Source organism: Streptomyces sp. NBC_00310 (assembly GCF_036208085.1).
In the GTDB taxonomy this organism is placed as follows: domain Bacteria; phylum Actinomycetota; class Actinomycetes; order Streptomycetales; family Streptomycetaceae; genus Streptomyces.
In genome coordinates, this window is sequence record NZ_CP130714.1 from 7,818,389 (window position 1) to 7,843,225 (window position 24,837).

Annotated in this window: 20 protein-coding genes; 12 read left to right on the forward strand and 8 right to left on the reverse strand. The window is 72.0% G+C overall.

The window, feature by feature from the left end; all coding sequences use genetic code 11:
* Positions 1–18 precede the first annotated feature (18 nt).
* The 3 genes from ilvC (at position 19) to OG202_RS34340 (ending at position 6,147) form a co-directional block, all read left to right on the forward strand.
* Positions 19–1,020 carry a ketol-acid reductoisomerase gene (ilvC, locus tag OG202_RS34330; RefSeq protein ID WP_326577062.1) on the forward strand — a complete coding sequence of 334 codons (1,002 nt, stop codon included), beginning with the start codon at positions 19–21 and terminating at the stop codon, positions 1,018–1,020.
* A gap of 290 nt (positions 1,021–1,310) precedes the next feature.
* The gene (serA, locus tag OG202_RS34335; RefSeq protein ID WP_326577061.1) at positions 1,311–2,900 is read left to right on the forward strand and encodes a phosphoglycerate dehydrogenase; all 1,590 of its coding nucleotides are present in this window, start codon (positions 1,311–1,313) and stop codon (positions 2,898–2,900) included.
* Between the two features lie 325 nt (positions 2,901–3,225).
* A complete protein-coding gene (locus OG202_RS34340; RefSeq protein WP_405961854.1) occupies positions 3,226–6,147 on the forward strand; it encodes a helix-turn-helix transcriptional regulator in 2,922 nt (973 codons plus the stop codon).
* 271 nt (positions 6,148–6,418) lie between these two features.
* On the opposite strand, the gene OG202_RS34345 is transcribed toward OG202_RS34340, so the two are convergent.
* The 5 genes from OG202_RS34345 to OG202_RS34365 all read right to left on the reverse strand — a co-directional run bounded on the left by OG202_RS34345 (position 6,419) and on the right by OG202_RS34365 (position 12,799).
* Entirely contained in the window at positions 6,419–7,102 is a 684-nt protein-coding gene (locus tag OG202_RS34345; protein WP_326577057.1) for a dipeptide/oligopeptide/nickel ABC transporter ATP-binding protein, read from the reverse strand.
* Positions 7,099–8,178 (reverse strand): ABC transporter ATP-binding protein, encoded by a 1,080-nt coding sequence (locus tag OG202_RS34350; RefSeq protein WP_443052317.1) that lies wholly within the window; start codon positions 8,176–8,178, stop codon positions 7,099–7,101. Before OG202_RS34350 ends, OG202_RS34345 begins: the two co-directional genes overlap by 4 nt.
* Complete coding sequence (locus OG202_RS34355; RefSeq protein WP_328224075.1) at positions 8,156–9,943, reverse strand: ABC transporter permease subunit; 1,788 nt, start codon at positions 9,941–9,943, stop codon at positions 8,156–8,158. The genes OG202_RS34350 and OG202_RS34355 overlap by 23 nt, the downstream gene beginning before the upstream one ends.
* Positions 9,940–11,436 (reverse strand): ABC transporter substrate-binding protein, encoded by a 1,497-nt coding sequence (locus OG202_RS34360; RefSeq protein ID WP_328224076.1) that lies wholly within the window; start codon positions 11,434–11,436, stop codon positions 9,940–9,942. Before OG202_RS34360 ends, OG202_RS34355 begins: the two co-directional genes overlap by 4 nt.
* A gap of 160 nt (positions 11,437–11,596) precedes the next feature.
* Positions 11,597–12,799, reverse strand: a complete 1,203-nt coding sequence (locus OG202_RS34365; RefSeq protein WP_328224077.1) for a PucR family transcriptional regulator — start codon at positions 12,797–12,799, stop codon at positions 11,597–11,599.
* Positions 12,800–12,927: 128 nt separating this feature from the next.
* Between OG202_RS34365 and OG202_RS34370 the strand changes: the two genes are divergently transcribed.
* From OG202_RS34370 to OG202_RS34385, 4 genes are all read left to right on the forward strand, one after another.
* Positions 12,928–13,854 carry a proline dehydrogenase family protein gene (locus tag OG202_RS34370; protein ID WP_327727685.1) on the forward strand — a complete coding sequence of 309 codons (927 nt, stop codon included), beginning with the start codon at positions 12,928–12,930 and terminating at the stop codon, positions 13,852–13,854.
* 115 nt (positions 13,855–13,969) lie between these two features.
* Positions 13,970–15,601, forward strand: a complete 1,632-nt coding sequence (gene pruA / locus OG202_RS34375; RefSeq protein ID WP_328224078.1) for an L-glutamate gamma-semialdehyde dehydrogenase — start codon at positions 13,970–13,972, stop codon at positions 15,599–15,601.
* A 65-nt stretch (positions 15,602–15,666) separates the two neighbouring features.
* Positions 15,667–15,903: an alpha/beta fold hydrolase gene (locus OG202_RS34380; protein ID WP_327727683.1), complete on the forward strand. Its 237-nt coding sequence runs from the start codon at positions 15,667–15,669 to the stop codon at positions 15,901–15,903.
* A 135-nt stretch (positions 15,904–16,038) separates the two neighbouring features.
* On the forward strand, positions 16,039–16,410 hold the full coding sequence (locus OG202_RS34385) for an alpha/beta fold hydrolase (protein ID WP_328224079.1): 372 nt from the start codon (positions 16,039–16,041) through the stop codon (positions 16,408–16,410).
* On the opposite strand, the gene OG202_RS34390 is transcribed toward OG202_RS34385, so the two are convergent.
* Positions 16,394–17,260, reverse strand: a complete 867-nt coding sequence (locus OG202_RS34390) for an alpha/beta fold hydrolase (protein WP_327727681.1) — start codon at positions 17,258–17,260, stop codon at positions 16,394–16,396. The genes OG202_RS34385 and OG202_RS34390 overlap by 17 nt on opposite strands.
* 201 nt (positions 17,261–17,461) lie before the next feature.
* Between OG202_RS34390 and OG202_RS34395 the strand changes: the two genes are divergently transcribed.
* Positions 17,462–17,884 (forward strand): hypothetical protein, encoded by a 423-nt coding sequence (locus OG202_RS34395; protein ID WP_327727680.1) that lies wholly within the window; start codon positions 17,462–17,464, stop codon positions 17,882–17,884.
* A gap of 168 nt (positions 17,885–18,052) precedes the next feature.
* Here OG202_RS34395 and OG202_RS34400 read toward each other — a convergent pair whose 3' ends face one another.
* On the reverse strand, positions 18,053–19,048 hold the full coding sequence (locus OG202_RS34400) for an NADP-dependent oxidoreductase (protein ID WP_327727679.1): 996 nt from the start codon (positions 19,046–19,048) through the stop codon (positions 18,053–18,055).
* Between the two features lie 104 nt (positions 19,049–19,152).
* Between OG202_RS34400 and OG202_RS34405 the strand changes: the two genes are divergently transcribed.
* Positions 19,153–20,049, forward strand: a complete 897-nt coding sequence (locus OG202_RS34405) for a LysR family transcriptional regulator (protein WP_327727678.1) — start codon at positions 19,153–19,155, stop codon at positions 20,047–20,049.
* Between the two features lie 227 nt (positions 20,050–20,276).
* Positions 20,277–20,408 carry a hypothetical protein gene (locus OG202_RS34410; protein WP_005479955.1) on the forward strand — a complete coding sequence of 44 codons (132 nt, stop codon included), beginning with the start codon at positions 20,277–20,279 and terminating at the stop codon, positions 20,406–20,408.
* A gap of 144 nt (positions 20,409–20,552) precedes the next feature.
* On the opposite strand, the gene OG202_RS34415 is transcribed toward OG202_RS34410, so the two are convergent.
* The gene (locus OG202_RS34415; RefSeq protein WP_327727677.1) at positions 20,553–22,160 is read right to left on the reverse strand and encodes a purple acid phosphatase family protein; all 1,608 of its coding nucleotides are present in this window, start codon (positions 22,158–22,160) and stop codon (positions 20,553–20,555) included.
* 178 nt (positions 22,161–22,338) lie between these two features.
* On the opposite strand from OG202_RS34415, the gene OG202_RS34420 reads away from it, so the two are divergent.
* Complete coding sequence (locus OG202_RS34420) at positions 22,339–23,382, forward strand: 3-isopropylmalate dehydrogenase (RefSeq protein ID WP_327727676.1); 1,044 nt, start codon at positions 22,339–22,341, stop codon at positions 23,380–23,382.
* A gap of 275 nt (positions 23,383–23,657) precedes the next feature.
* On the forward strand, positions 23,658–24,746 hold the full coding sequence (locus tag OG202_RS34425; protein WP_326577037.1) for a branched-chain amino acid aminotransferase: 1,089 nt from the start codon (positions 23,658–23,660) through the stop codon (positions 24,744–24,746).
* Positions 24,747–24,837: the final 91 nt, after the last annotated feature.

Below are 24,837 nucleotides of genomic sequence, written 5' to 3' on the forward strand. Positions count from 1 at the left end.
TCAAGGAGAGAACCCAAAGTGGCCGAGCTGTTCTACGACGCTGACGCCGACCTGTCCATCATCCAGGGCCGCAAGGTCGCGGTCATCGGCTACGGCAGCCAGGGCCACGCCCACGCGCTGTCCCTGCGCGACTCGGGCGCGGACGTCCGCGTCGGTCTGCACGAGGGCTCCAAGTCCAAGGCGAAGGCCGAGGAGCAGGGCCTGCGCGTGGTGACCCCGTCGGAGGCCGCCGCCGAGGCCGACGTCATCATGATCCTCGTCCCGGACCCGATCCAGGCCCAGGTCTACGAGGAGTCCATCAAGGACAACCTGAAGGACGGCGACGCGCTGTTCTTCGGCCACGGCCTGAACATCCGCTTCGGCTTCATCAAGCCCCCGGCCGGCGTCGACGTCTGCATGGTCGCCCCCAAGGGCCCCGGCCACCTCGTCCGCCGCCAGTACGAGGAGGGCCGCGGCGTTCCGTGTATCGCCGCCGTCGAGCAGGACGCCACGGGCAACGCGTTCGCGCTGGCGCTGTCGTACGCCAAGGGCATCGGCGGTACCCGTGCCGGTGTCATCAAGACGACCTTCACCGAGGAGACCGAGACCGACCTGTTCGGTGAGCAGGCCGTTCTCTGCGGTGGTACGGCCGCGCTGGTCAAGGCCGGTTTCGAGACGCTGACCGAGGCCGGTTACCAGCCGGAGATCGCGTACTTCGAGTGCCTGCACGAGCTGAAGCTGATCGTCGACCTCATGTACGAGGGCGGCCTGGAGAAGATGCGCTGGTCGATCTCCGAGACCGCCGAGTGGGGCGACTACGTCACCGGCCCCCGCATCATCACGGACGCCACCAAGGCCGAGATGAAGAAGGTCCTCGCCGAGATCCAGGACGGCACCTTCGCCCAGGCGTGGATGGACGAGTACCACGGTGGTCTGAAGAAGTACAACGAGTACAAGACCCAGGACTCCGAGCACCTGCTGGAGACCACCGGCAAGGAGCTGCGCAAGCTCATGTCGTGGGTCAACGACGAAGAGGCGTAAGCACTGCCGCTGTGCCGAGCCGGGTTCCGCGGCGGTGTCCTCTCCCAAGGGCGCCGTCGCGGGGCCCTGCCCCGGGCCCGCTCCTCGATCGCCGGAGGGGCTTTGTGCATGAGGTTCCCGTCCGGGTGATCCTTCCGCAGTGACGTGAGGCGACGCCCCCGGCGCCACTACACTGCTGGACTACATACGCGTCAGGCCCACAGCGTCGTGCGCTTCCACGCGGCCACCACCCTCCACCGCCTGCGGCCGTCGGGACGGCCGTCCGCAGCATTGGACTTGTGAGGACTCACGTGAGCTCGAAACCAGTCGTACTGATCGCTGAAGAGCTGTCGCCCGCCACCGTCGACGCGCTGGGCCCGGACTTCGAGATCCGGAACGTCAACGGAGCGGACCGAGCCGAACTGCTCCCGGCCATCGCCGACGTCGACGCGATCCTGATCCGCTCGGCCACCAAGGTCGACGCCGAGGCGATCGCCGCCGCGAAGAAACTGAAGGTCGTCGCGCGCGCCGGCGTCGGCCTGGACAACGTGGACGTCTCCGCCGCCACCAAGGCCGGCGTGATGGTCGTCAACGCCCCGACCTCGAACATCGTGACCGCCGCCGAGCTGGCCTGCGGTCTGCTCCTCGCCACCGCCCGCCACATCCCGCAGGCGAACACGGCGCTGAAGAACGGCGAGTGGAAGCGCAGCAAGTACACGGGCGTGGAGCTGGCCGAGAAGACCCTCGGTGTCGTGGGCCTCGGCCGCATCGGTGCCCTGGTGGCCCAGCGCATGTCCGCCTTCGGCATGAAGGTCGTCGCCTACGACCCCTACGTACAGCCCGCGCGGGCCGCGCAGATGGGTGTCAAGGTCCTCTCCCTGGACGAGCTCCTCGAGGTCTCCGACTTCATCACCGTCCACCTGCCGAAGACCCCCGAGACGGTCGGCCTGATCGGCGACGAGGCGCTGCGCAAGGTCAAGCCGTCGGTGCGCATCGTCAACGCCGCGCGCGGCGGGATCGTCGACGAGGCCGCGCTGTACTCGGCGCTCAAGGAGGGCCGCGTCGCGGGCGCGGGCCTCGACGTGTACGCCAAGGAGCCCTGCACCGACTCGCCGCTGTTCGAGCTGGACGAGGTCGTCTGCACCCCGCACCTCGGCGCCTCGACCGACGAGGCCCAGGAGAAGGCGGGCATCGCGGTCGCCCGGTCCGTGCGCCTCGCCCTCGCGGGTGAGCTGGTGCCGGACGCGGTGAACGTCCAGGGCGGTGTCATCGCCGAGGACGTCAAGCCGGGTCTGCCGCTCGCCGAGCGTCTCGGCCGGATCTTCACCGCGCTGGCCGGTGAGGTCGCGGTGCGGCTCGATGTCGAGGTGTACGGCGAGATCACCCAGCACGATGTGAAGGTGCTGGAGCTGTCCGCGCTCAAGGGTGTCTTCGAGGACGTCGTCGACGAGACGGTGTCGTACGTCAACGCTCCGCTGTTCGCGCAGGAGCGTGGCGTCGAGGTCCGGCTGACCACCAGCTCCGAGTCGCCCGACCACCGCAACGTCGTCACCGTGCGCGGCACGCTCGGCAGTGGCGAGGAGGTGTCGGTGTCCGGCACGCTGGCCGGGCCGAAGCACCACCAGAAGATCGTCGCGGTGGGCGAGTACGACGTGGACCTCGCCCTCGCCGACCACATGGTGGTCCTGAGCTACGTCGACCGTCCCGGTGTCGTCGGCACCGTCGGCCGCGTCTTCGGCGAGGCCGGTATCAACATCGCCGGGATGCAGGTCGCCCGGTCCACGGCGGGTGGCGAGGCGCTCGCCGTCCTCACCGTCGACGACACGGTGCCCCAGCCGGTGCTCGCCGAGGTCGCGGAGGAGATCGGCGCGACGTCCGCGCGTTCGGTGAACCTGGTCTGAGGTTGCTTTTTGCGGGAGGCGGGGCCCGGTCACCTGGGGTGGCCGGGCCCCGCTTTTTTGCGCCCCCGCGGGGTCGGATCTTTGGCTGCGGGTGGGTGGAGGCTTCTCGCGCAGTTCCCCGCGCCCCTGAAAAGCAGGGGCTGCGCCTCGTGCTTTTCGGCCCGCGAGGGCCGTAGGCCCTCAAGGGGCGCGGGGAACTGCGCGAGAAGCCCCACCTGCCCGCACACACCCGCGCAGACCGGCCCCCCCGAAGGGGCAGCGCGAAGCCCGGCGGTGTGGGGGTGGGCGTGGGGGTGCGTGCCAGGATGGCCGTGTGCCGCAGAACATGTTCCACGCGCCGTTCGTCGGGCGGGACACCGAGATCGCCCGACTGAGGGACGTGCTGGACCGGACCGCCCGCGGCGAACCCCGGGCCGTACTGCTCGCCGGGGACGCGGGCGTGGGGAAGAGCCGGACGCTGGCGGAGGTGGCGGCGTACGCCGTGGACATGGGGACCGCCGTGTTCACCGGGCACTGCGTGGACCTCGGTGATGTCGGTCTGCCGTACCTCCCGTTCACGGAGATCCTCGGTGCCCTCGCCGCGGACGAGCGATGCGCGCCGCTTCTCCAGGCGCACCCGGCCACCGCACGCCTCCTCGGCGGCGGCGCGGACGGCGGTGACCGACTGCAGCTCTTCGAGGGCATCGCCGCACTGCTGTCGGACCTCGCCGAGACGACGCCCGTCCTGCTCGTGCTGGAGGACCTGCACTGGGCCGACCAGTCCTCGCGGGACCTGCTGCGCTTCCTGCTCAGCCGGGGTGTGCTCCAGCGCCCCACCCCCGGTACGCCCGCCCACCGCCTCGCCGTCTTCGCCTCGTACCGCACGGACGACCTGCACCGCCGCCACCCGCTGCGCCCCCTGCTGGCCGAGCTGGTGCGGCTGCCCGCCGTGGAGCGGCTGGAGCTGAGGCCGATGCCGGACACCGAGGTCGCGCGGCTGGTGCGTTCGCTGCGTGCCGAGCCACTGCCCGACACCACGGTCGGCCGGATCGTCGAGCGGGCGGAGGGCAACGCGTTCTACGCGGAGGAGCTGCTGGCCGCGACGGCGGACGAGCCCGGGGCGGTGCTGCCGAGCGGCCTGGCCGACGTTCTGCTGATCCGGATCGAGCAACTGCCCGGCGCCGCCCAGCAGGTGCTGCGCACGGCGGCGGTGGCGGGCCGCAGGGTCGAGCACGATCTGCTGCGGGACGCCGTACAACTCCCCGACGACGAGTTGGAGTCGGCGCTGCGGGAGGCGGTCGGCCGACAACTGCTGCTGCCGGGCGAGGGATCGACGTACCAGTTCCGGCACGCCCTCACCCGGGAGGCGGTCTACGCGGATCTGCTGCCGGGCGAACGGGTCCGGCTGCACGGGGTGTTCGCCAAGTTGCTGGCCGGCCGTGGCCGTGCCGGGCAGAGTGCGGAGCGCGCCCATCACTCGCGCGAGAGCCACGACCTCGCCGACGCGCTGACGGCGTCCGTCGAGGCCGCCGACCACGCGCACGGCATCGGGGCGCCCGCGGAGGAGCTGCGGCATCTGGAGGGCGCCCTCGATCTGTGGTCGTCCGTGGACGCCGGGGCCCGGCCCCGGGACCTCGACACGGTCACCCTGACCCTGCGCGCCTCGTCCGCCGCCGCGCGCGCCGGGGAGAACCACCGCGCGGTCTCCCTCTCGCGGTCGGCCCTCGCCGGGGCCGGTCCGGACGCGGACTCGGAGCTGGCCGCCCGGGTGCGCTACACCCTCGCCGGTGACCTGATGCGCGTCGACAGGCTGCAGGCCGCGTTCCGGTACAGCAGCGAGGCGCTGGCGATGATCCCCGCCGAGCCGCCGTCCCGTACCTGGGTGTGGGCGGCGGCCACGCATGTGATGGCGGCACGGTACGTGGGGGAGGACGAGGAGGCCGGGCGGGTCGCGAGCGGTGCGCTGTCCGTCGCCGAGCGGCTCGAACTGGGCGACGCCCAGGCCGACCTGATCATCTCCGTGGTCGGTCTCCACCCCCGGAGCAACCGGAGTACGCGGGAGGGCCGGGCACGGTTGCGCGACGCCCGCGAGCTGGCCCGCCGCGCGGGCAACGTCCCCGTGGAGATGCGTGCCCTGTTCAACCTCGCCATGGGGTGCTACGAATCCGGTGACCTGGAGGAATGCCTCACCTGGCTCTCCGAGGGGCTGGACCGCGCGGGCCGCACCGGCCTCCTGTCCTCCCCGTACCCGGTGGAGATGCGCTATCTCCACTCCCTCTGCCTCTACACCCTGGGCCGCTGGGACGAGTGCGCCCGCTCGGCCGCCGACACCGACCGGCTGCCCGCCACGGCCGGCCACACGGTCGGTCCCGCCCTGTACGTCGCCCTCGCCCGCGGCGACGAGAGCGCCGCGGAGCGGGCCCGGGCGCTTCTGGACGGGCCGTACGACTGGATGGCCGGCCTCGTCGCGGGCATCGCGCTCACCGAGGCGGCCGTCCTGCGGCGTGATCCGGAGGCCGCGGTCGCGCAGTTCCGGACGACCGTCGCCGCCCTCTCCGACGAGTCCGGGACCCGGCTCGACGCGACCGTCCGGCTGGCCGCGCTGGCCCTCGGGGCGATCGCGGACGCGGTGGCGGAGCGCCGGTCGGCCGGGGACGAGAACGGGGCGCGGGGCTGGGCCGCCACCGGGGAGGAGCTGGTGACTGCGGCGCGGGTCACCGCAGCGGAGGGGGAGGACGAGAGCGGGCAGGGACCGGAGGGGCGCGCCTGGCTGGCCCGGGCCGAGGCGGAGTTCGCGCGGGTGCGTACCGGACCCGATGTGGAGGCCTGGCGGAAGGCGGTGGACGCGTTCGCGTTCGGAGATCCGTATGAGACGGCCCGGTGCCGGCTGCGGTTGGCGGAGGCGTTGCTGGGGGCGGGGGCGCGGGAGGAGGCCGCGACCGAGGCCCGGGCGGTGGGGGAGACCGCCGACCGGCTGGGCGCCGTACCGCTGCGTGCCGCCCTGGACGCGCTGCTCCGGCGGGGGCGGCTGGCGGAGGCCTCCGGGGCCGGGGACGTCCCCGCGCTCACCGCGCGGGAGAGCGATGTCCTTCGGCTGCTCGCGCTCGGGCGCACCAACCGGCAGATCGGCGACGAGCTGTTCATCACCGGGAAGACGGCGAGCGTCCATGTGTCCAACATCCTGGCCAAGTTGGGGGCGGCGAGCCGTACGGAGGCGGTGGCCATCGCGTATCGGGAGGGGCTGATCACGACCGGCTCGCCGTCCTGACCCGGCGCGAGTGCTCCTCGGCGGCCCGAGCGGCCGCCGCCAGGGACTCGGCCGCGGGACCGAACCCGGCCCATGCCACCCGCTCCGAGCCGGGCGGCCAGACGGTAGCCGGCCACCTGAGTCGGGTCGTCCGCCTGGAGCGGAAGCAGCCCAGAGGTTGCTGTGCGACCGCTGTCTGGAGTTGTGGCACACCTGATCGACGCTGATCAGCGCTGGTCGGCGGCGGACCGGGGCGAAGCCCCCTAGAAGGCCCATGAAGATCTTGGGCCTTCTAGGCCGGTACGAGCCTCCCGGCGCGCATCTCGATCGAGCGGTCCGCGAAGTGGCGTACGACCGCGCGGTCGTGGCAGATGAAGAGGTACCCCAGGTCCAGCTCGTCCTGGAGGTCGGCGAGCAGGTTCAGCACTCCGGCCCGGACCGACGGGTCGAGGGCGGACACCGGCTCGTCGAGGACCAGCAGGCGGGGCTCGGAGGCCAAGGCCCGTGCGATACCGGCGCGTTGGCACTGGCCGCCGGACAGCTCGTGCGGGAAGCGGTCGCCGTAGGCCGGGTCCAGGCCGACCCGGTCGAGGAGTTCGGCGACCCGGGCCGGGCCCGTGGCGTCCCAGCGGCCCTGGACCCGCAGGGGTTCCGCCACCGCGTCCCGGATGCGGTGGCGAGGGCTGAGGGAGCCGTACGGGTCCTGGAAGACGGGCTGCATACGCGGGCGGAGCGGGCGCAGTTCGCGTTCGGTGAGCCTCGTCAACTCCCGCCCCTCGAAACGGACTTCGCCGCCGTCCGGGCGCCGCAGCCGCAGCACGGCGGCGACCGTGGAGGACTTGCCGCAACCGGACGGGCCGTTCAGGGCCAGGGTCTCGCCCGCGTCCACCGTGAAGGACACCTGGTCGACGGCGGTGACCGCGCCGTAGCGGACGACCAGGTCGCGCACGTCGAGCAGGGGGTCACGCCGGTTCATACGGGCTCCTGGAACAACTCGGTCGCGGGATACGGGACTTCGTCCCAGCGGTGGCAGGAGACCTCGTGGCCGTCGCCGGCCGCCCACGACCGCGGTTCCTCCCGGTGGCAGTGGTCCTCGACGAGCGGGCAGCGCGGCGCGAAGGCGCAGCCCGACGGGAGGGCGTCGGGGGTGGGCGGGGACCCGGGGATGGAGGGCAGCCGCCGACGACGACGGCCGGCGGGGTGCGGATCGCCGTGACGACCCTCGCCCTTGTCATGGTCGACGTCGTCGCCGTCCGGTGGCAGCGATGCCAGCAGGCCCGCCGTGTACGGCGCTCGCGGGCGCCCCAGCACCCGGGTCGCCGGGCCCTGTTCGACCTGGCGGCCGGCGTACATCACCAGCACGCGGTCGGCGTGTTCCCGGACCACGCCCAGGTCGTGGGTGACCAGCACGAGCGCGGCGCCGACCGCCTCCCGCTGCTCGCCCAGGACCCGGAGCACCTGATCCCGGAGTTCCGCGTCGAGCGCGGTCGTGGGCTCGTCGGCGACGACGACGTCCGGTTCGTTGATCGTGGCCATGGCGATCACGGCCCGCTGGCGCATACCGCCGGAGTACTCGTGCGGATACGCCCGCGCCCTGCGTACGGCGTCGGGGATCCCCACCCGGTCGAGCGCGGCGACCGCCCGGGCGCGGGCCTCCTTGCGCGAGACGCCCGCCACCGACCGTACGGCGGCGGCGAGTTGGTCGCCCACGGGATGCACCGGGGACAGGGCGGCGAGGGCGTCCTGGGGGACGAGGGCGATACGGCGGCCGCGCTGGGCGGCGACATCCGTGTCACCGCGCAGCCGCACGGTTCCGCTCGTCGTCGCCCCCTTGGGCAGCATCCCGAGCAGCGCTCGGGCCGTGAGGGACTTGCCCGCGCCCGACTCGCCGACCAGCGCGAGCACTTCGCGCGGCCGGACGTCGAAGGACAGCCCGCGTACGGCCTCCACCTCGTCGAACGCGATCCGCAGCCCGCGGACCGACAGCAGTACGTCAGAACTCGGCAATACATCCGAACTCGGCGGTACGTCAGACTCCGGCAGCGACTTCAACGGACGCCTCTCCTTTCCGCGTGCGTGCCCGGCCCGGTTTCCTCGTACGGCGGCCCGTGCGCGTCTCCGCGTACGCCGCGCCCGACACCGCCAGTCCGGCCAGCACGGCCAGGGCGACCGCCGGGGCCAGGGCCGCCCACGGGGCGCGTTCCACGTACGCGCGGGACTCGTCGAGGAGCAGTCCCCATTCGGGGGTGGGCGGTTGGGCGCCGAGCCCCAGGAAGCCGAGGGAGGCGAGCGCCAGGGCGATACCCGGGAGGCGGAGGACCGCGTGGCGGGTGACCGGGGCGGCGACGGACGGCAGGACGTGCCGGGTGAGGATCCACGACGGGCTCGCCCCGAGGGCCCGTTGGGCGGTCAGGAACGTGGACGCGCGGACCTCCTGGACCAGTGCCGCCGCGTGGGCGGACAGGGCCGGCCAGGAGATCAGGGCCACGGCGAGGGCCGCGCCGCCCGTGCCGGGGCCGGCCGCCGCGGCGACGAGGATGCCGACGATCACCGGGGGCAGCGCGTTGGCGATGTCGGCCGCGCCCTCGGCCACGCCGGGCAGGAAGCCCAGCGCCAGGGAGACCACGAGGCTCAGCAGGCAGACCGCCGCCGCGGTGCCGACCGTGGAGGCCGCGCCGTGTCCGAGCCGGGCCAGCACGTCACGGCCGAGCCCGTCCGTGCCGAGCGGGTGCGCCCAGGACGGCGGGAGGAGGCGGGCGGTGGTGTCCACGGCGTACGGGTCGCGCAGCAGGCCCCAGCCGATGGTGGCCAGGAGGACGGCCGCCAGGGCCAGCGGGATCGCGGGGTGGGTGCGGACCGGGCGGGCCGGCGGCAGCGTGAGGCCCGCGTCGCGCAGGGCCGGGCCCAGGAGCCGGCGGCGGCCGAGGGCGGCCACGGCGCCCGCGACCAGGCCCAGGGCGAGGAGGGCGAGGACCGAGCCCTGGAGGAGGGGGAGGTCCTGGGACTTGGCCGCGCCCAGGGCCGTACGGCCGATGCCGGGCACCGCGAACACGGTCTCCACGGCGACCGCGCCGCCCGTCAGACCGACGGCCGCCATGCCGAACTGCGGTACCAGGGGCGGCAGTACGCGGCGCAGTGCGGCCGCCGAGACTCGGGCCCTGCTCACGCCCGCGCCGCGCCACAGCTCCACCCAGCGTTCGTCGAGCACGGATGGCAGCGCGTCCGCGACCAGGCGGCCCAGCAGACCGCCGGCCGGGACGCCGAGGGCGATCGCGGGCAGCACCAGGTACTCGGGGCCCGCCCAGCCCGCCGTCGGCAGCAGGCCCAGCCACACCCCGCACACCAGCAACGCCACCGTGGCCAGCAGGAACTCGGGCACGGCGGCGAGCATCGCGGCGAACGCGCCGGCCGACCCCCGGCCCCGTACGAGGACCGGGGCGACCAGCGCGCCGGCCAGCAGGACCGCGACGGCGAAGGCGGCGCCCATCAGGCCGAGGGAGACCTGGAGGCCGGAGACCACCGAGGGCAGCACGTCCGTGCCCGACACCCACGACGTGCCGAGATCGCCACGCAGCAGTCCGGAGGCCCAGTCCCCCAGCAGGGAGAGGGGACCCGCGCCCAGACCGAGGTCCTCACGGATCGCGGCCAGCGCCTCGGGTGTCGCCTCCTGCTCGGCCGACCGGGCCCGCAGCACGGTCAGCGCGGGGTCGCGGCCGGACAGCCACGGCAGCAGACCGACGGCGGCCAGCACGGCGACGAGACAGACGAAGCGGGTGAGCCCGGCCGGACCGACCCACTTCCCTACGGCACGCTTCACCTGACGTACGTGTCCGCAGTGACCAGCTCCCGCTCGCGCGGGTCGTGCGCCGCGTCCACGACCCCGGCCGCGTCGCCCTGGATCACCCGCTCGTGGAGCATCGGCACGGCCGCGTCGGTGGTGAGGACGGCGGCCTCGGCGTCGATGACGGCCCGGCGGCGGGCGTCACCGGCTGCCGTGTCGGAAGCCTTCCCGAGGGCCGTGTCGACGGTCTGGTCGGCCAGCTGGGAGAGGTTGAAGGAGCCCTCGGAGGCGAAGTCGCTGTAGAGGTACGCGGCCGGGTCGCCGGAGTCGAGGACGGTCGCCCGGGACAGGATGAACGCGTCGAACTCGCCCGCCAGGGCGTCGGTCTCGATGTTGGCGTACTCGCGCACGTCGAGCTTCACCTTGAACCCGGCCTTCTGCAGCTGCTGTTGGAGCGTGGCCGCGACCTCGGGCAGTTCGGCGCGGTCGGTGAAGGTGCCGATGGTGATCGACTGGCCGGAGGGGTCACCGGCCTTCGCGCGCTTCACCGTCGACCGCAGTTCGGCGGCCCAGGGGAGCGCGGGCCCGAGGAGCCCCTCGGCGACGTCGGCCCGTCCTTCGTACACCCCCTCGACGATCGCCTCGGCGTCGACGGCCTCGCGGGCGGCGGCGCGCAGCGAGGCGTCCTTGAAGACGCCCTTCCCGGTGTTCAGGTAAAGGGTGTTGGTGCGGGGCATCGGGACCTCGGTGATCAGGTCCTGGTCGAGCACGGCGGCCTGCGACACCGGGACCGCCTCGACGATGTCGGCCTCGCCGCTGCGCAGGGAGGCCGCGCGGGCGGTGCCGTCCGGCACGAACGTGACATCGATGCCGGGGGCCTTGGCCCTGCCGCCCCAGTAGCCGTCGTAGCGGTCGAGGGCGGCGGAGGCGGTGCCGTTGACCTTGGTCAGCTCGAAGGGGCCGGTGCCGGCGCCGACCGGGTTCACCGTCTTCCCTTCATACGCCTGCGCCGCGAGGATCGACAGCTGCGGTGAGCTGAGGCGCTGGGGGACGAGCGGGTCCTCGGTGCCCGTGGTGACGGTGACGGTGGCGCCGTCGGCCTTCGCGGTCAGGTCCACGCCGTCGAGGATGCGGGGCTTGGGGGAGGCGGTGGCGGCCTCGGTGAGGGAGTTGACGACGGCCTCGCCGGTCAGTTTCGTCCCGTCGTGAAAGGTCACGCCGTCGCGGATCGTGAAGGTCCACTTCCTGCCCGACTGCTTCCACCCGGTGGCCAGCGCGGGTTGTGCGTCGCCCACCGCGTTCAGCTTCACCAGGGTCTCGGCGGTCGACCAGCGCGACAGCTTGAACGCGTCGTCGGACAGCGGCGACAGGCCCGAGCGGGGCGGCAGCATCATCGCGATCCGTACGCGCTTGCCCTCACCTGAAGCAGCGCCCTCGGCGGCGCCCGTCGACGAGAAACAGCCCGTGAGCAGGGCGGAGGCCGCGGTGGTCACCGCGGTGAGGGGGACGAAACGGGCCGGGAGGCGCACGGGGACACTCCGAGTAAAGGCGTGGTCAAAGATTCAACGTGCCTGACCGTAGCACGATGACAATCATTTTCAGAAGCGCGTTTTTCCGCCATCGAGACGTGCCGGGAGCGGCCAAAGAGCAGTCAAAGAGGCGCCTGCCGGAAGGTCCGGAGAGAGCGCGTCAGAGCCGCGCCCCCTTCAGCGTCATGTGCAGCAGCAGCCGGTCCTCGCCGTCGGTCAGGCGCAGGCCCGTGAGCTGTTCGACGCGCGAGAGGCGGTAGTAGAGGGTCTGCCGGTGGATGCCCAGCTCGGCGGCGGTGCGGCCGGCCTGGCCCGCGTGGTCGAGGAAGACCTCGGCGGTGTGGGCGAGTTCGCGGTGGGCGGGGGTGAGGAGGGCGCGGACGGACGGGTCCTGGGAGGCTCCTGGAGGCAGCGCGGTCAGCAGGCGGTACGGGCCGATGGAGCGCCACTGGGCGATCGGGCCCAGCCGGGGTTCCGCGAGCGCCGCGCGGGCCGCCGCCGAGGCCTCCCGCCAGTCGGCGCCCAGTTCGGCGAGGCCCGTGCGGGCGCCCGAGACGCCCGCCGCCGCGTGCGCGCCCGCGCGTTCCAGGAGCCGGGCGGCGGCCGTGAGCGCCGGGGCCGGTACGTCCGCCGAGCGGAGCCGCACCAGCAGGGCCAGGCCCTGGCCCGCCGCGCCCCACGGCACCGTGCACAGTGCGGTCGCCCCCGGAACCGTACGGAAGGACGGGGCGTCGTCCGGGTCGGCGGACGGCCAGGGGGCCACGCACACCATCGTGTGGACGCCGTCGCCGCGCGGGCCGAGGGCCGCGCGCAGCTCCGCCACGGCCATGTCGCGCTCCCAGTCGCGCTCGGCGGTGAGGACGGCGCGCAGCTCCCGGGTGAGGTCCGCGCCGGCCTGCGCCTCGTCCGCGAGGAGGGCGCCGATCCGGGAGGTGACCGCCATGGCGGCGGACAGCTGTGCGCCGGTGGGGCCGGGGTCGTCGTCCAGGAGCCAGACGTAGCCGAGGGCGACACCCCGATGGCGTACGGGGAGGCAGACGCGGCCCCGGAGCACCCCCGCCTCCGGAGTCGGCGGGATACGGACCGGGGCCGTCGCCCGGGTGATGCCGAAGCCCTCGAACCACTCCCGTACCGCCGTCGTCGAGCGGCGGGTCAGGATCGAGCGGGTGCGGACCGGGTCCAGGGCCGACGGATCGAGGTCGCCCTCGCTGTCGTACGCGCCGAAGGCGATCAGCTCGAAGTCGCGGTTCTCCAGCGTCGCCGGGGCGCCGAGCAGCCCGGAGATCTCGTCGACGAGGTCCTGGTAGTCACCCACGGGGTGGGGCGATGCGGTTTCCGGCGTCACTCGGGCATTCTCCCGCATTTCTCGAAGACCTTCATACATCTGTCTGAGATCTGCGGCACGGATACGTGACAGCTGTCGATGGTCGGCGAACGGGGGGATCCTTAGGTTTCACGGTGGTTCTGTCCGCTGGTCTGTGGAGGTGCCCCGTGCTGGGTCCCGTGATTCTCGCCGCGTCGCGCAGCGACCGGATACGACGCCTGATCTCGGCGGCGCCCGTGACCAAGCGGGTCGTCGACCGCTTCATCCCCGGTGAACGGGTCGACGACATCGTCCCGGTCGTCCGGGATCTCACCGGCAGGGGCCTCGATGTGACGCTGGACGTCGTCGGTGAGGACATCACCCGCCCCGAGCAGGCCGCCGCCGCCCGCGACGCCTACCTGGAGCTGATCGACCGGCTGAAGGAACTGGAGCTCGGCGAGCGCGCCGAGATGTCCGTGAAGCTGTCCCTGTTCGGGCAGGCGCTTCCCGGCGGCCACGACCTGGCCCTCGCCAACGTCCGCGCGGTCGTCGAGGCCGCCGCCGCGATCGGGACGACGGTCACGCTCGACGCGGAGGACCACACCACCCTCGACTCGATGTTCGCCATCCACGACGAGCTGCGGCGGGACTTCCCGCAGACCGGCTGTGTCATCCAGGCCTACCTCTTCCGCACCGAGGCCGACGCCCGCCGCCTCGCCGAGAACGGCAGCCGCGTGCGGCTGGTCAAGGGCGCGTACAAGGAGCCCGCGGACGTCGCCTTCCAGCAGAGGACCGAGATCGACAAGGCGTACGTCCGCGTCCTGAAGATCCTCATGGAGGGGGAGGGGTACCCGATGATCGGGTCCCACGACCCTCGCCTGATCTCCATCACCCAGGAACTCGCCCACCGGGCCGGGCGCAAGCTCGACGAGTACGAGTTCCAGATGCTGTACGGCATCCGCGGCGACGAGCATCTGCGGCTCGCCGCCGAGGGACACCGGATGCGTGTGTACACCGCGTACGGCACCGACTGGTACGGCTACTTCATGCGCCGTCTGGCGGAGAAGCCGGCGAACCTGCGCTTCTTCGTCCGCTCGATGGCCGGCAAGGGCTGAGCCCCACAGACATCGAGCCCCACAGACATCGAGCCCCACAGACATACGGCCGAACAAGAACGGCCAGCCACCCAACGGCCCACGACACCGCTCACGTCAAGGAGACACGGAAACCATGGACGCTGTGACCCAGGTCCCCAACCCCGTCAACGAGCCGGTGCACGGCTATGCCCCCGGCTCGCCCGAGCGCGCCCGGCTGGAGGTCAAGCTGAAGGAGCTGGCCGAGAACCCGATCGACCTGCCCATGACGATCGGCGGCGAGCGGCGGATGGGCGGTGGCGACCGCTTCGACGTGGTGCAGCCGCACAACCACAAGGCCCGCCTCGGCACCTACGGCAACGCCACCGGGCAGGACGCCCAGGACGCCATCGACGCGGCCCTCGCCGCCGCGCCCGGCTGGCGCGCGATGTCCTTCGACGACCGCGCCGCGATCATCCTGCGCGCCGCCGAACTGCTCGCCGGCCCCTGGCGCGAGACGCTGGCCGCCTCCACCATGCTCGGCCAGTCGAAGACCGCCCAGCAGGCCGAGATCGACTGTCCCTGCGAGCTGGTCGACTTCTGGCGCTTCAACGTCAAGTACGCCCGTGACCTGCTCGCCGAGCAGCCCCCGGCCAACTCCCCGGGTGTCTGGAACCGCCTCGACCACCGCCCCCTCGAAGGCTTCGTCTACGCGATCACACCCTTCAACTTCAGCGCGATCGCGGGCAACCTGCCGACCGCGCCCGCCCTGATGGGCAACGTCGTGGTGTGGAAGCCGTCCCCGACGCAGACCCACGCGGCCGTCCTGCTCATGCGGTTGCTGGAGGAGGCGGGTCTGCCCAAGGGCGTCATCAACCTCGTCACGGGCGACGGCATCGAGGTCTCCAAGGTGGCACTCGAACACCGTGACCTCGCCGGCATCCACTTCACCGGCTCGACCAGGACCTTCCAGTACCTGTGGAAGACGGTCGGCGCGAACATCGAGAAGTACCGCTCGTACCCGCGGCTGGTCGGCGAGACCGGCGGCAAGGACTTCGTGGTCGCCCACCCGAGCGCCGACCGCGCGGTCCTCAAGACCGCCCTCACCCGGGGTGCCTTCGAGTACCAGGGCCAGAAGTGCAGCGCGACCTCCCGGGCGTACATCCCGGCGTCGATCTGGAACTCCGGCTTCAAGGAGGAGTTCGCGGCCGAGGTCGACTACCTGACCATGGGGGACGTCACCGACCTCGCCAACTTCGTCGGTGCCGTCATCGACGAACGCTCCTTCGCCAAGAACAAGGCCGCCATCGACCGCGCCAAGTCCGACCCCACCTGTACGATCGTCGCGGGCGGTTCCTACGACGACTCCGTCGGCTACTTCGTCCGCCCGACCGTCGTGGAGTGCACCGACCCGGCCAACGAGGTCTTCACCACGGAGTACTTCGGCCCGTTCCTCGCCGTGCACGTCTACGAGGACGACGAGTACGAGGAGATGCTGACCCAGATGGAGTCGGTGTCCGCCTACGCCCTGACGGGTTCCGTCATCTCGGGCGACCGCGCGGCGGCGGCGTACACGATGGACAAGCTCCGCTACGCGGCCGGCAACTTCTACATCAACGACAAGTCCACCGGCGCCGTCGTCGGCCAGCAGCCCTTCGGCGGCGGCCGGGCGTCGGGCACGAACGACAAGGCCGGGGCCCCGCAGAACCTGATGCGCTGGACCCTCACCCGCGCCATCAAGGAGACCCTGGTCCCGCCGACGGACTACACGTACCCGCACATGGGCTGAGGGTCGGTCGGAGAGCTTGAGGGGCCGGGCGATCGCCCGGCCCTTCGCCGTTTCCGGGCGGGCTCGTGGCGCAAACTCGGCTGGACGACCGGGCGACCGTCGTCCGCTGGGACCAGCGCGGGTGCGGGCGTCCGGAGCGGGGCGCGGGGCCGTGGACGACCGAGCGGTTCGTGGCGGATCTGGACGCCGTACGACAGCACTTCGCGCTCGATCGGCCCGTGCTGCTCGGCCACTCCTGGGGCGCCCAGTTGGCGCTGAGCTATGCGCCGGCCCACCCGGAGCGGGTCGGGGGGCTCGTGTAAGTGGGCGGTACGGGTATCGACCCGGTGTCCACCTGGCGCGGGCCCTTCGAGGAGAACTTCCGCGCGAGGCTGGGAGAGGCGCCCTAACGGTTCGCCCGGTGGCGGGAGTTGGTGGACGGGGACCGGGAGCGGGCGGTGTTGCAGTGGTCGGTCGACTTCGAGGACCGGGAGCGGGCGCTGGAGCTGGAGCATGCCGGGCGGATGGCGGACCCCTGGTTCGAGATCAACTTCGAGTGCGACAAGGTGCTGGGCACGGAGACGAAGGAGAGCTGGGGGGACCCCGAGCTGTACGCCGCCTGCCAGGGCCTGGACGTGCCGGTGCTGATCGTCGACGGTGAGCGGGACGTCCGGCCGCGCTGGGCGGTCGACTCGCTGGAGCGGGCGCTGCCTCGGGTACGGCGGGTGGTGCTCCCCGGCGCCGGGCATCTGCCGTGGGTGGAGGATCCGGAGGGGTTCGGGGAGGCGGTGGGGGCGGCGCTCAGAGGGTCCGTCAGAGGGTCCGGCTGAGGAAGTCCCGTATCAGCGCGCCGATCTGGGGTGCGTGTGTCTCCAGGGCGAAGTGGCCAGTGGGCAGGAGGTGGATCTCGGCCTTCGGCAGGTCACGCTGGTAGGCGAGGGCGCCGGCCGGGACGAAGATCTCGTCGTGGGCGCCCCAGACGGCCAGCAGGGGGACCTGGCGGGTGCGGAAGTAGTCGTGGAAGGCGGGGTAGAGGGCGAGGTTGGAGCCGTAGTCGGAGATCAGGTCGAGCTGGATCTCCGACTGGCCGGGGCGGGCGATGAGGGCCGCGTCGTGCTCGTACGCGTCCGGGCTGACGAGGTGCCGCAGATCCTCCGGAACCCCGTGCAGGTACTGCCACTTGATGCCGTCGAGCGAGTAGATCTCGCGGACCGGTTCCTCGGTCCGCGGGGTCCGCTCGGCGATGAGCGCGAGCACGGGAGCCCAGGCCTCCTTGCCCAGCCCCTCCTCGTAGGCGTTGCCGTTCTGCGTGATGATCGCCGTCACGCGCTCGGGGTGCGCGAGGGCGAGCCGCAGGCCGATCGGGGCGCCGTAGTCCTGGATGTAGAGGGCGTACTCCTTCAGGCCGAGCCGCTCGGTGAACTCCGCGGTGACCTCGGCGAGTTCGGCGAAGGTGTACGGGAAGTCGCCTGCGTCCGGGGTCGACGAGCGGCCGAAGCCGATGTGGTCCGGGGCGATGAGGCGGTAGCCGTCGGCGAGGAGGGGGATGAGATCGCGGAACATGTGCGAGCTGGTCGGGAAGCCGTGCAGGAGCAGGAGGACGGGGGCGTCGGCGGGGCCGGCCTCGCGGTAGTGGATGTCCAGGCCGCGGACGGTGGTGGTGCGGTGGGCGGTGGTCATGATGCATAACCCCTGACGGCGTGTTTGATGGTTAGGTAAGTTCAGCATGAGTTGCCACAGAACACAACTGGTCAAGCGTGCATGAGGGGTTAGTCGGGCATCGCCAGGGCGAGCTTGCCCTTCGTGTCCGGTGTCCCGTGTCGCCGAGCTCGTGCGCCTTGGGGCCTCGGCGAACGAGTGTGGCGGCTACCCTTCGGCACCATGCCGGTCCACTTCGAACTCCGCCCTGGGGAAGGGCTTGTCCTGCCCCGAGGGGCGGGGGTGCTGTGGTTCGGGATGGGGGAGCGGGAGGCTCAGTGGGCGGTGGCCGCGCTCGCCGATGTGCGGGAGACGTGGGTGTGCGGGGCGGGGTGGAGTTTCGGGGCCGCTTACGAAGGGGTCGAGCTGCTGGTCTGTGGGGCCGCGGACGAAGGGCGGCGGCTCGACTGGATCAACCTGGCTCAGCCGGACGCGCCGGCCTCCCCGGTCGTCTATGAGGGCATCGACCTCTTCGGGCATGAACAGGGCGAGGTGGAGCGGGCGTTGGCGGACGTCGACGGGATCGGCCTTCGGCTGGAGCGGTCTACGTCGGGGTACCTGAGGTCGGTGTCCCTGGCGGCGCGCCCGCCGGCCCCGCCCCGCTGACCCGGAGGGCTTCTTCGCCCCCGCCGCCCCTACCCTTCCCTTCCCCCAGGGGCGCCGCCCCTTCGACCCCGCTCCCTGGGGGCTCCGCCCCCAGCCCCCCATCGGCCCCTAAGTGGCCTTGTCCTCGAGGACCGGACGGGCTGAGGTTGCCTCGACCGGCGTTCAAGATCATGCCCTCGCCCGCACCAAGATCTTCCCCACATTCCCACCCCCCAGCATCAACAAGAACGCCTCCACGATCCGCTCGAAGCCCTCCACCACCGTCTCGTTCGGCACCAGCGCGCCGCTGAGCAGGTGCGGTACGGCGAAGTCGTACAGCTCGTCCTGGAGGTCGCGGTAGTTGCTGACCAGGAAGCCCTCGACGCGGAGGCTCTTCTCGACCACGTCGGCGTGGTTGAAGAGGACCGGGGGCTCGTCCGGGGTGTTGTACTGGCTCACCGTGCCGATGCGCACCACGCGGCCGTGGTCGCGCAGGGCGCCGATCGCCGCGCCGAGGTGGTCGCCGCCGACGTTGTCGATGAAGACGTCGATGCCGGTGGGGGCGGATTTCGACAGGAGGTCCGAGACCGGGCCCGCGTGGTAGTCGAACGCCGCGTCGTAGCCGACCTGTTCGGTGAGGTGGCGGACCTTCTCCGGTGAGCCCGCGCTGCCCACCAGCCGCCCCGCGCCCAGCAGCCGCGCGAAGCGGCCCGTCGCCGTGCCGACCCCGCCCGCCGCCGCGGAGACGAACACGTCGTCGCCCTCCCGGAGCCGCGCGATCCGGGTGAGACCGACGTACGCCGTCAGGCCCGTGCCGCCCAGCACGCTCAAGTACGCGGACAGCGGGACGCCTTCGTACCGCGGCAGGCGTCGGACTTCCTGCGGGGTCACCAGGGCGTGGGTCCGCCAGCCCTGCCGGTGGAAGACGATCTCGCCCTCGGGCAGCCCCGGGTCCCGCGAGGCCACGATCCGGCCCAGCGTGCGGCCCTCCAGCGGCGCGTTCAACTCGAAGTCGCCGTCCATCATTTCGCGGTGGTAGGGGTCGACCGACCAGTAGAGGTTCTCGACGAGTGCCGTGCCGGGGGTGGGGGTGGGCAGCCCGGACTCCACGAAGGCGAAGTCGTCGAGGGTGGGGAAGCCCTTCGGGCGGGCGGTCTGGTGCACGGTGATCGCTGTGTCGGTCATGGACGGGACCGTACGGAGGAATGCCGAACCGCAGCAGAGGGTTGCGCTCATGGAACGCACACATCCATGAGCTCTCGCTCATGGCAGCAGGTGGGGGACCCGCAATGAGCAGCACCGTCGATCTTGCGCCGCAGGAACTCCGTACCCTCGTCGCGGTCGCCGAGGAGGGCGGCTTCTCGGCCGCCGCCGGTCGGCTCGGCACGAGCCAGTCCGCCGTCTCGCACGCGGTGCGCGGCATCGAGCGCAAGCTGGGCGTCGTGCTGTTCGAGCGCGGACGGTACGGGGCCCGGCCGACCGCGGCCGGTGCGCGGGCCGTCGCCCATGGCCGTCGTGTCCTGCGGATGCTGGACGTGCTCGTACGGGAGACGCGGGCCGTGGAGCCCCAGGACGTCGCCGGCCCCCTCCGCATCGCTGCCTTCCGCAGTGCCGCCCTCCACCTCCTGCCACCCGTCCTCGAACGCCTCACCGCACGGCACCCCGCCATCGAGCCGACCGTCGCCGTTGTACGGGAGATCGGGCCCGGCACGGCCGGGGAGGTCGCCGAGGGGCGGGCCGACCTTGGTATCGCCACCCTCGGCACCAGTTCCCCGATCCCGCCGCAACTGGTCGGGGGCGTGCTGTTGGAAGAGCCGTACTCGCTCGTGCATCCGGCCGGCCACTCCGCCCCGCGCTCCCTGCCGCTCGTCGACTGGCAGGAGAACTGCTCCTCCTACACCCGCACCTGGTGGGCGGCCCAGGACTGGATCCCCACCGCGACCGTCCGCGCCGAGGACGACGGGGCGGTGCTCTCGATGGTGGGCAGCGGCCTCGGCATGGCGATCATGCCCGCGCTCTCCCTCGCCGGGGCACCGCTCGGCCTGGAGATCACCGATCTCGGACCGGACCGGCCCACCCGTCAGGTCGGGTACGTCACCTCACCCGAGCTCGCCGCCACCGCTGTCGTGCGGGCCCTGGTCCGCGAGCTGCGCAGCCATGCGAAACAGCAGGTCAGCGCCGTGTGACCCAATCCACCGTCTCAGATAGTAGGAAGTCCGACTAGTTGTAGAGACAGATGCGCCGACCTCACCTAGCTTTGTAGGAGCCGAACGTCTCGCTCGATCCAGCGAATGGCGGTCGTGAGCCGGAGCCCGAGGCAGGCAACCCCTGCGGCCCCGCTCCCCGCCCCATCCGGCGTCTCGTACCCCTCCCGTTTCCGTACTCCGGATTGCCTCGAAGGAGTCGATTCCCCATGGCCGAGACGACCGTCCGCCGCCGAGTCCGTCACGTTTCCCGGACGACCGAGTCCGACCGCAAGAACGCCGCCGCCGCCCTCCAGCGTGCCCTCGACCGCAGGGACAACGGCGGTTCGACCGGGCACTGAGCGGCCCGGTCGACCGGGTGCCGAACGGCCCGCACACGCGGGCTCTCGGTGCCCCCACCAGTCGGGAGCCGCACCCTCCCCCACTCTCGGCTTCGCTCGAGCGGGGGGACCCCATGGGGTGCGGTGCGGCCGTGGGCAGACGACCTACGCGCCGCGCCGCACCTCGAAGTGGTCGATGCGCTCACCGTCCTGTGCCAGCGCCGACACCTTCAGGACCGGTCGCGCGCCGCTCTCCGCCTCCACCGAGAGCAGGGAGAAGCCCCGGTAGCGCACCCGTGACCACTCCACCGTCTCCGCCCTGGACCGGCGTGACCTGGTCCACTCGAAGGTGTCGACGGCGTCGTGCCGGGTGACGTGCCCCTCGTAGCTCTCCTTCACGCCGGACGGGAAGCCGTACAGATCCCGTCCGCCGCCGCCCGCCGTCACGTACACGATCCCGTCCCGTGTCGGGTCGGTCGACGCGCCGATGGGCACCGCCCTGCCGACCTCGCCGTCCTTGACGGCGTCGGTCCGCTCGTAGACGTGGTTGTGGCCGTTGATCACCAGGTCCACCTGGTGCTTGGCGAACAGCGGCAGCCACGTGTCGCGGACGCCGCCGTCGGAGGCGTGCGAGGACGTCGAGTACGCGCAGTGATGGAAGAAGACGACGATGAAGTCGACCCCCTTCGCCGCCCGCAGCTCACCCAGTTTCCTGTCCAGCCACTTGGTCTGCCGGCCGTCCGAGTAGCCGAAGTTGGCGGGGATCTCGTACGACACGTCGTTCGCGTCCAGCGCCACGAAGCCGACGTTGCCGTAGGTGAACGCGTACACCCCCGGCGCCGACCGCGGGTCGAAGCCGCTGTCCGGGAGGGACCAGCGGGCGATCTGGCCGCCGTAGCCGTCCGGGGAGTACCAGGCCTCCATGTCGTGGTTGCCGGTCGTCACCATCCACGGCACGGATCTGGCCACCGGCTCGTTCTGCTTGAGGAACAGGTCCCAGAACGCGGGGTCGTAGCCGTCCGACTCCACCCCCTTGCCGTTCCCGTTCGCGTAGCAGATGTCGCCGGCGTGGAGGTGGAACGCGGGCTTCCGGCGGACGATCAGGTTGTCGTTGGCGGCTGCGGCCTTGCCGACGCCCTGGTCGCCGAACGCGGTGAACACGAACTTCTCCGGGGCGGCGGGCGCCGTACGGAAGGTGCCGATCGTCGAGCGGTGGGCGGGGGAGGCCGGGTCGAAGCCCTCGTGGCCGACGCCGTAGTAGTACGTCGTGCCGGGGCGCAGGCCGTCCAGGGCCGCGTGCAGGTAGTACTGCTCCAGTTCCAGGCGCACGCCCTCGACCCCCGGCGTGTGCAGGTCGCGGACCTCCGCCTCCACCTTCCGGCTCAGCTCCTCGGGCTTCAGGCCCACGCGCACGTACGGCTTCTTCACCGCGAGCGGCACCTGCCAGGAGATCCGCATCTGTGTCTTCGGGTCGGCGCCGAAGGCCAGATGGCGGCCGAAGGGGGAGACGACCGAGCCGGGCGCCCTGGAGGTGGCGGGCGACGGGGCCGAGGTCGTCGCGTTCGGCGAGGCCGACGATCCGGAGTCGCCACAGCCGGTCAGCAGCCCGCCCGCCGCGAGCGAGCCCGCCGTCACCAGGGTGCGTCGCCGCGTCAGCCTCGTCCGCAGGTACTCGTGCTGCTCGGCCATGCTCATCCGGCGCGCGAGCTGCGGCGGGATGCCGAAGTCGGGTACGGGGGGTCCGGGGGGTGTCCCCCTGGAAGGGAGGGTCATGTCGACGAAGTTCCCAGCGAATCCCAACGCCCGCCACACGTACGGGTGAACGCGTGGCGACGTGTGGGTGCCGTCACCTGTCCGTCATCCGTCCGTACGCCCGTCCGCCACCCGTCCGCACCGTCCGTATCGCGGACACCTCGTGTCATCCCGTGGGACAAGGGAGTACGGTGCCGTCATGTCTCGCAGCCTCAATCTCGCAGTGATCCCCGGTGACGGCATCGGTCAGGAAGTCGTGGCCCAGGGGCTCAAGGTCCTCTCCGCCGTCCTTCCGCAGGATGTGAAGCTGGAGACCAAGGAGTACGACTTCGGCGCCAAGCGCTACCACGCCACCGGTGAGACCCTCACCGACGCCGACCTCGACTCGCTGAAGCGGCACGACGCGATCCTGCTGGGCGCGATCGGCGACCCGAGCGTCCCCTCCGGGGTCCTGGAGCGCGGCTTCCTGCTCAAGCTCCGCTTCGCCTTCGACCACCACGTGAACCTGCGTCCCTCGAAGCTGCTCCCGGGTGTCGCCACCCCGCTGGCCGGACAGCCCGAGATCGACTTCGTCGTGGTCCGCGAGGGCACCGAGGGCCCGTACACGGGCAACGGCGGCACGATCCGCAAGGGCACCGAGCACGAGGTCGCCACCGAGGTCTCCGTGAACACGGCCTTCGGTGTCGAGCGCGTGGTCCGCGACGCGTTCGCCCGCGCCCAGGCCCGCCCGCGCAAGAAGCTCACCCTCGTCCACAAGAACAACGTGCTGACCTTCGCCGGTCACCTGTGGACGAACATCTTCAACAAGGTGGCCGTGGAGTTCCCCGACGTCACCACCGACTACATCCACGTCGACGCGGCGACCATCTACCTGGTCACCGACCCGGCCCGCTTCGACGTGATCGTCACCGACAACCTCTTCGGCGACATCATCACCGACCTCGCCGCGGCCGTCTCCGGCGGCATCGGCGTCGCGGCCTCCGGCAACATCAACCCGGCCGGTGAGTTCCCGTCCATGTTCGAGCCCGTGCACGGCTCGGCCCCGGACATCGCCGGCCAGGGCAAGGCCGACCCCTCCGCCACCGTCCTGTCCGTCGCCCTGCTCCTGCGCCACCTCGGCTACGAGGCCGAGGCCGCGGCGATCGAGGAGGCCGTCTCCGCCGACCTCGCGGAGCGTGTCGGCAAGCCCGCCCGTTCGACGGCCGAGATCGGCGACGCCCTCGCCGTACGAGTAGCCGGCTGACCCGCCGCGCTCACCGAACTCTTTCGAAGCCGCCGGGTCGCACCAGCACCCGGCGGCTTCCGCATGTTCCCGCCGGGTGTCACCATCATCCCTGGGCCGCGCATCGCACCGTTTTCGTCCACGGTCATCCACGTTTCGTGCACGCCCCTCCCCGGGCGATAATCGAACGAGGTGCCGCGGGATGAGGGAATGCTCGGACGTCCTAACACTGGCCACTGGCAGTGTGCGGATGTGAGCGCGGCCCGTCACACACAACCGGTGAAGGACAACCATTCATGACGACGCCCACGATCGAGCTGAAGCCGTCCGCCCACCCGCTCTCCGCCACGGAGCGCGAGGCGGTCCTGGCCGACCCCGGCTTCGGCCGCCACTTCACCGACCACATGGTGACGATCAAGTGGACCGAGGGCCGCGGCTGGCACGACGGTCAGCTCGTGCCGTACGGCCCGCTCTCCCTCGACCCCGCGAACATGACCCTGCACTACGCGCAGGAGATCTTCGAGGGACTGAAGGCGTACCGGCGGCCCGACGGCTCCGTCGCCACCTTCCGCCCGGAGATGAACGCCCAGCGCTTCCAGCGGTCCGCCAGGCGCCTCGCGATGCCCGAGCTGCCGGTGGAGACCTTCATCGAGGCGTGCGACGTCCTGGTCCAGCAGGACAAGGCGTGGGTGCCCGCGCACGGCGGCGAGGAGTCCCTCTACCTCCGCCCGTTCATGATCGCCACCGAGGTCGGCCTGGGCGTCAAGCCGGCCAACGAGTACCTCTTCCTGGTCATCGCCTCCCCGGCCGGCGCGTACTTCCCGGGCGGCGTCAAGCCCGTCTCCATCTGGGTCTCCGAGGACCACGTCCGTGCCGTCCCCGGCGGCATGGGCGACGCCAAGACCGGCGGCAACTACGCGGCCTCCCTGCTCGCCCAGGCCGAGGCGGCGGCCGAGGGCTGCGCCCAGGTCTGCTACCTCGACGCGGTCGAGCGCACGTGGGTCGAGGAACTCGGCGGCATGAACCTGTACTTCGTGTACGGCGACCGCATCGTCACCCCCACCCTCACCGGCTCGATCCTGGAGGGCGTCACCCGTGACTCCCTGCTGACGGTCGCCGCCGACCTCGGCTACAAGGCCGAGGAGGGCCGTATCTCCATCGACCAGTGGCAGGCCGACTCCGAGAGCGGCGCCCTCACCGAGGTCTTCGCCTGCGGCACCGCCGCCGTCATCACCCCCGTCGGCACGGTCAAGCGCACCGGCGCCGCCTGGCAGCAGTCCGGCGGTGAGCCCGGCCCCGTCACCCTCAAGCTCCGCGAGGCCCTGCTGAACATCCAGCGCGGCACGGTGGAGGACAAGCACGGGTGGATGCACGAACTGGGCTGAGCGCCTGAACCCCTGAGGCCCGCCCCGGACCTGGCCGTCCGAGGCGGGCTTCGGCTTTCGACGCCGGTCCCTCACCGAGTCCCGGGACGAC

Bases quoted from the DNA above. Each gene is read 5' to 3' on its own strand.
- OG202_RS34340 (WP_405961854.1), top strand. From the start codon at position 3,226: ATGTTCCACGCGCCGTTCGTCGGGCGGGACACCGAGATCGCCCGACTG.
- OG202_RS34345 (WP_326577057.1), bottom strand. From the start codon at position 7,102: ATGAACCGGCGTGACCCCCTGCTCGACGTGCGCGACCTGGTCGTCCGC.
- OG202_RS34365 (WP_328224077.1), bottom strand. From the start codon at position 12,799: ATGCGGGAGAATGCCCGAGTGACGCCGGAAACCGCATCGCCCCACCCC.
- pruA (WP_328224078.1), top strand. From the start codon at position 13,970: ATGGACGCTGTGACCCAGGTCCCCAACCCCGTCAACGAGCCGGTGCAC.
- OG202_RS34390 (WP_327727681.1), bottom strand. From the start codon at position 17,260: ATGACCACCGCCCACCGCACCACCACCGTCCGCGGCCTGGACATCCAC.
- OG202_RS34395 (WP_327727680.1), top strand. From the start codon at position 17,462: ATGCCGGTCCACTTCGAACTCCGCCCTGGGGAAGGGCTTGTCCTGCCC.
- OG202_RS34400 (WP_327727679.1), bottom strand. From the start codon at position 19,048: ATGACCGACACAGCGATCACCGTGCACCAGACCGCCCGCCCGAAGGGC.
- OG202_RS34405 (WP_327727678.1), top strand. From the start codon at position 19,153: ATGAGCAGCACCGTCGATCTTGCGCCGCAGGAACTCCGTACCCTCGTC.
- OG202_RS34410 (WP_005479955.1), top strand. From the start codon at position 20,277: ATGGCCGAGACGACCGTCCGCCGCCGAGTCCGTCACGTTTCCCGGACG.
- OG202_RS34415 (WP_327727677.1), bottom strand. From the start codon at position 22,160: ATGACCCTCCCTTCCAGGGGGACACCCCCCGGACCCCCCGTACCCGAC.
- OG202_RS34420 (WP_327727676.1), top strand. From the start codon at position 22,339: ATGTCTCGCAGCCTCAATCTCGCAGTGATCCCCGGTGACGGCATCGGT.
- OG202_RS34425 (WP_326577037.1), top strand. From the start codon at position 23,658: ATGACGACGCCCACGATCGAGCTGAAGCCGTCCGCCCACCCGCTCTCC.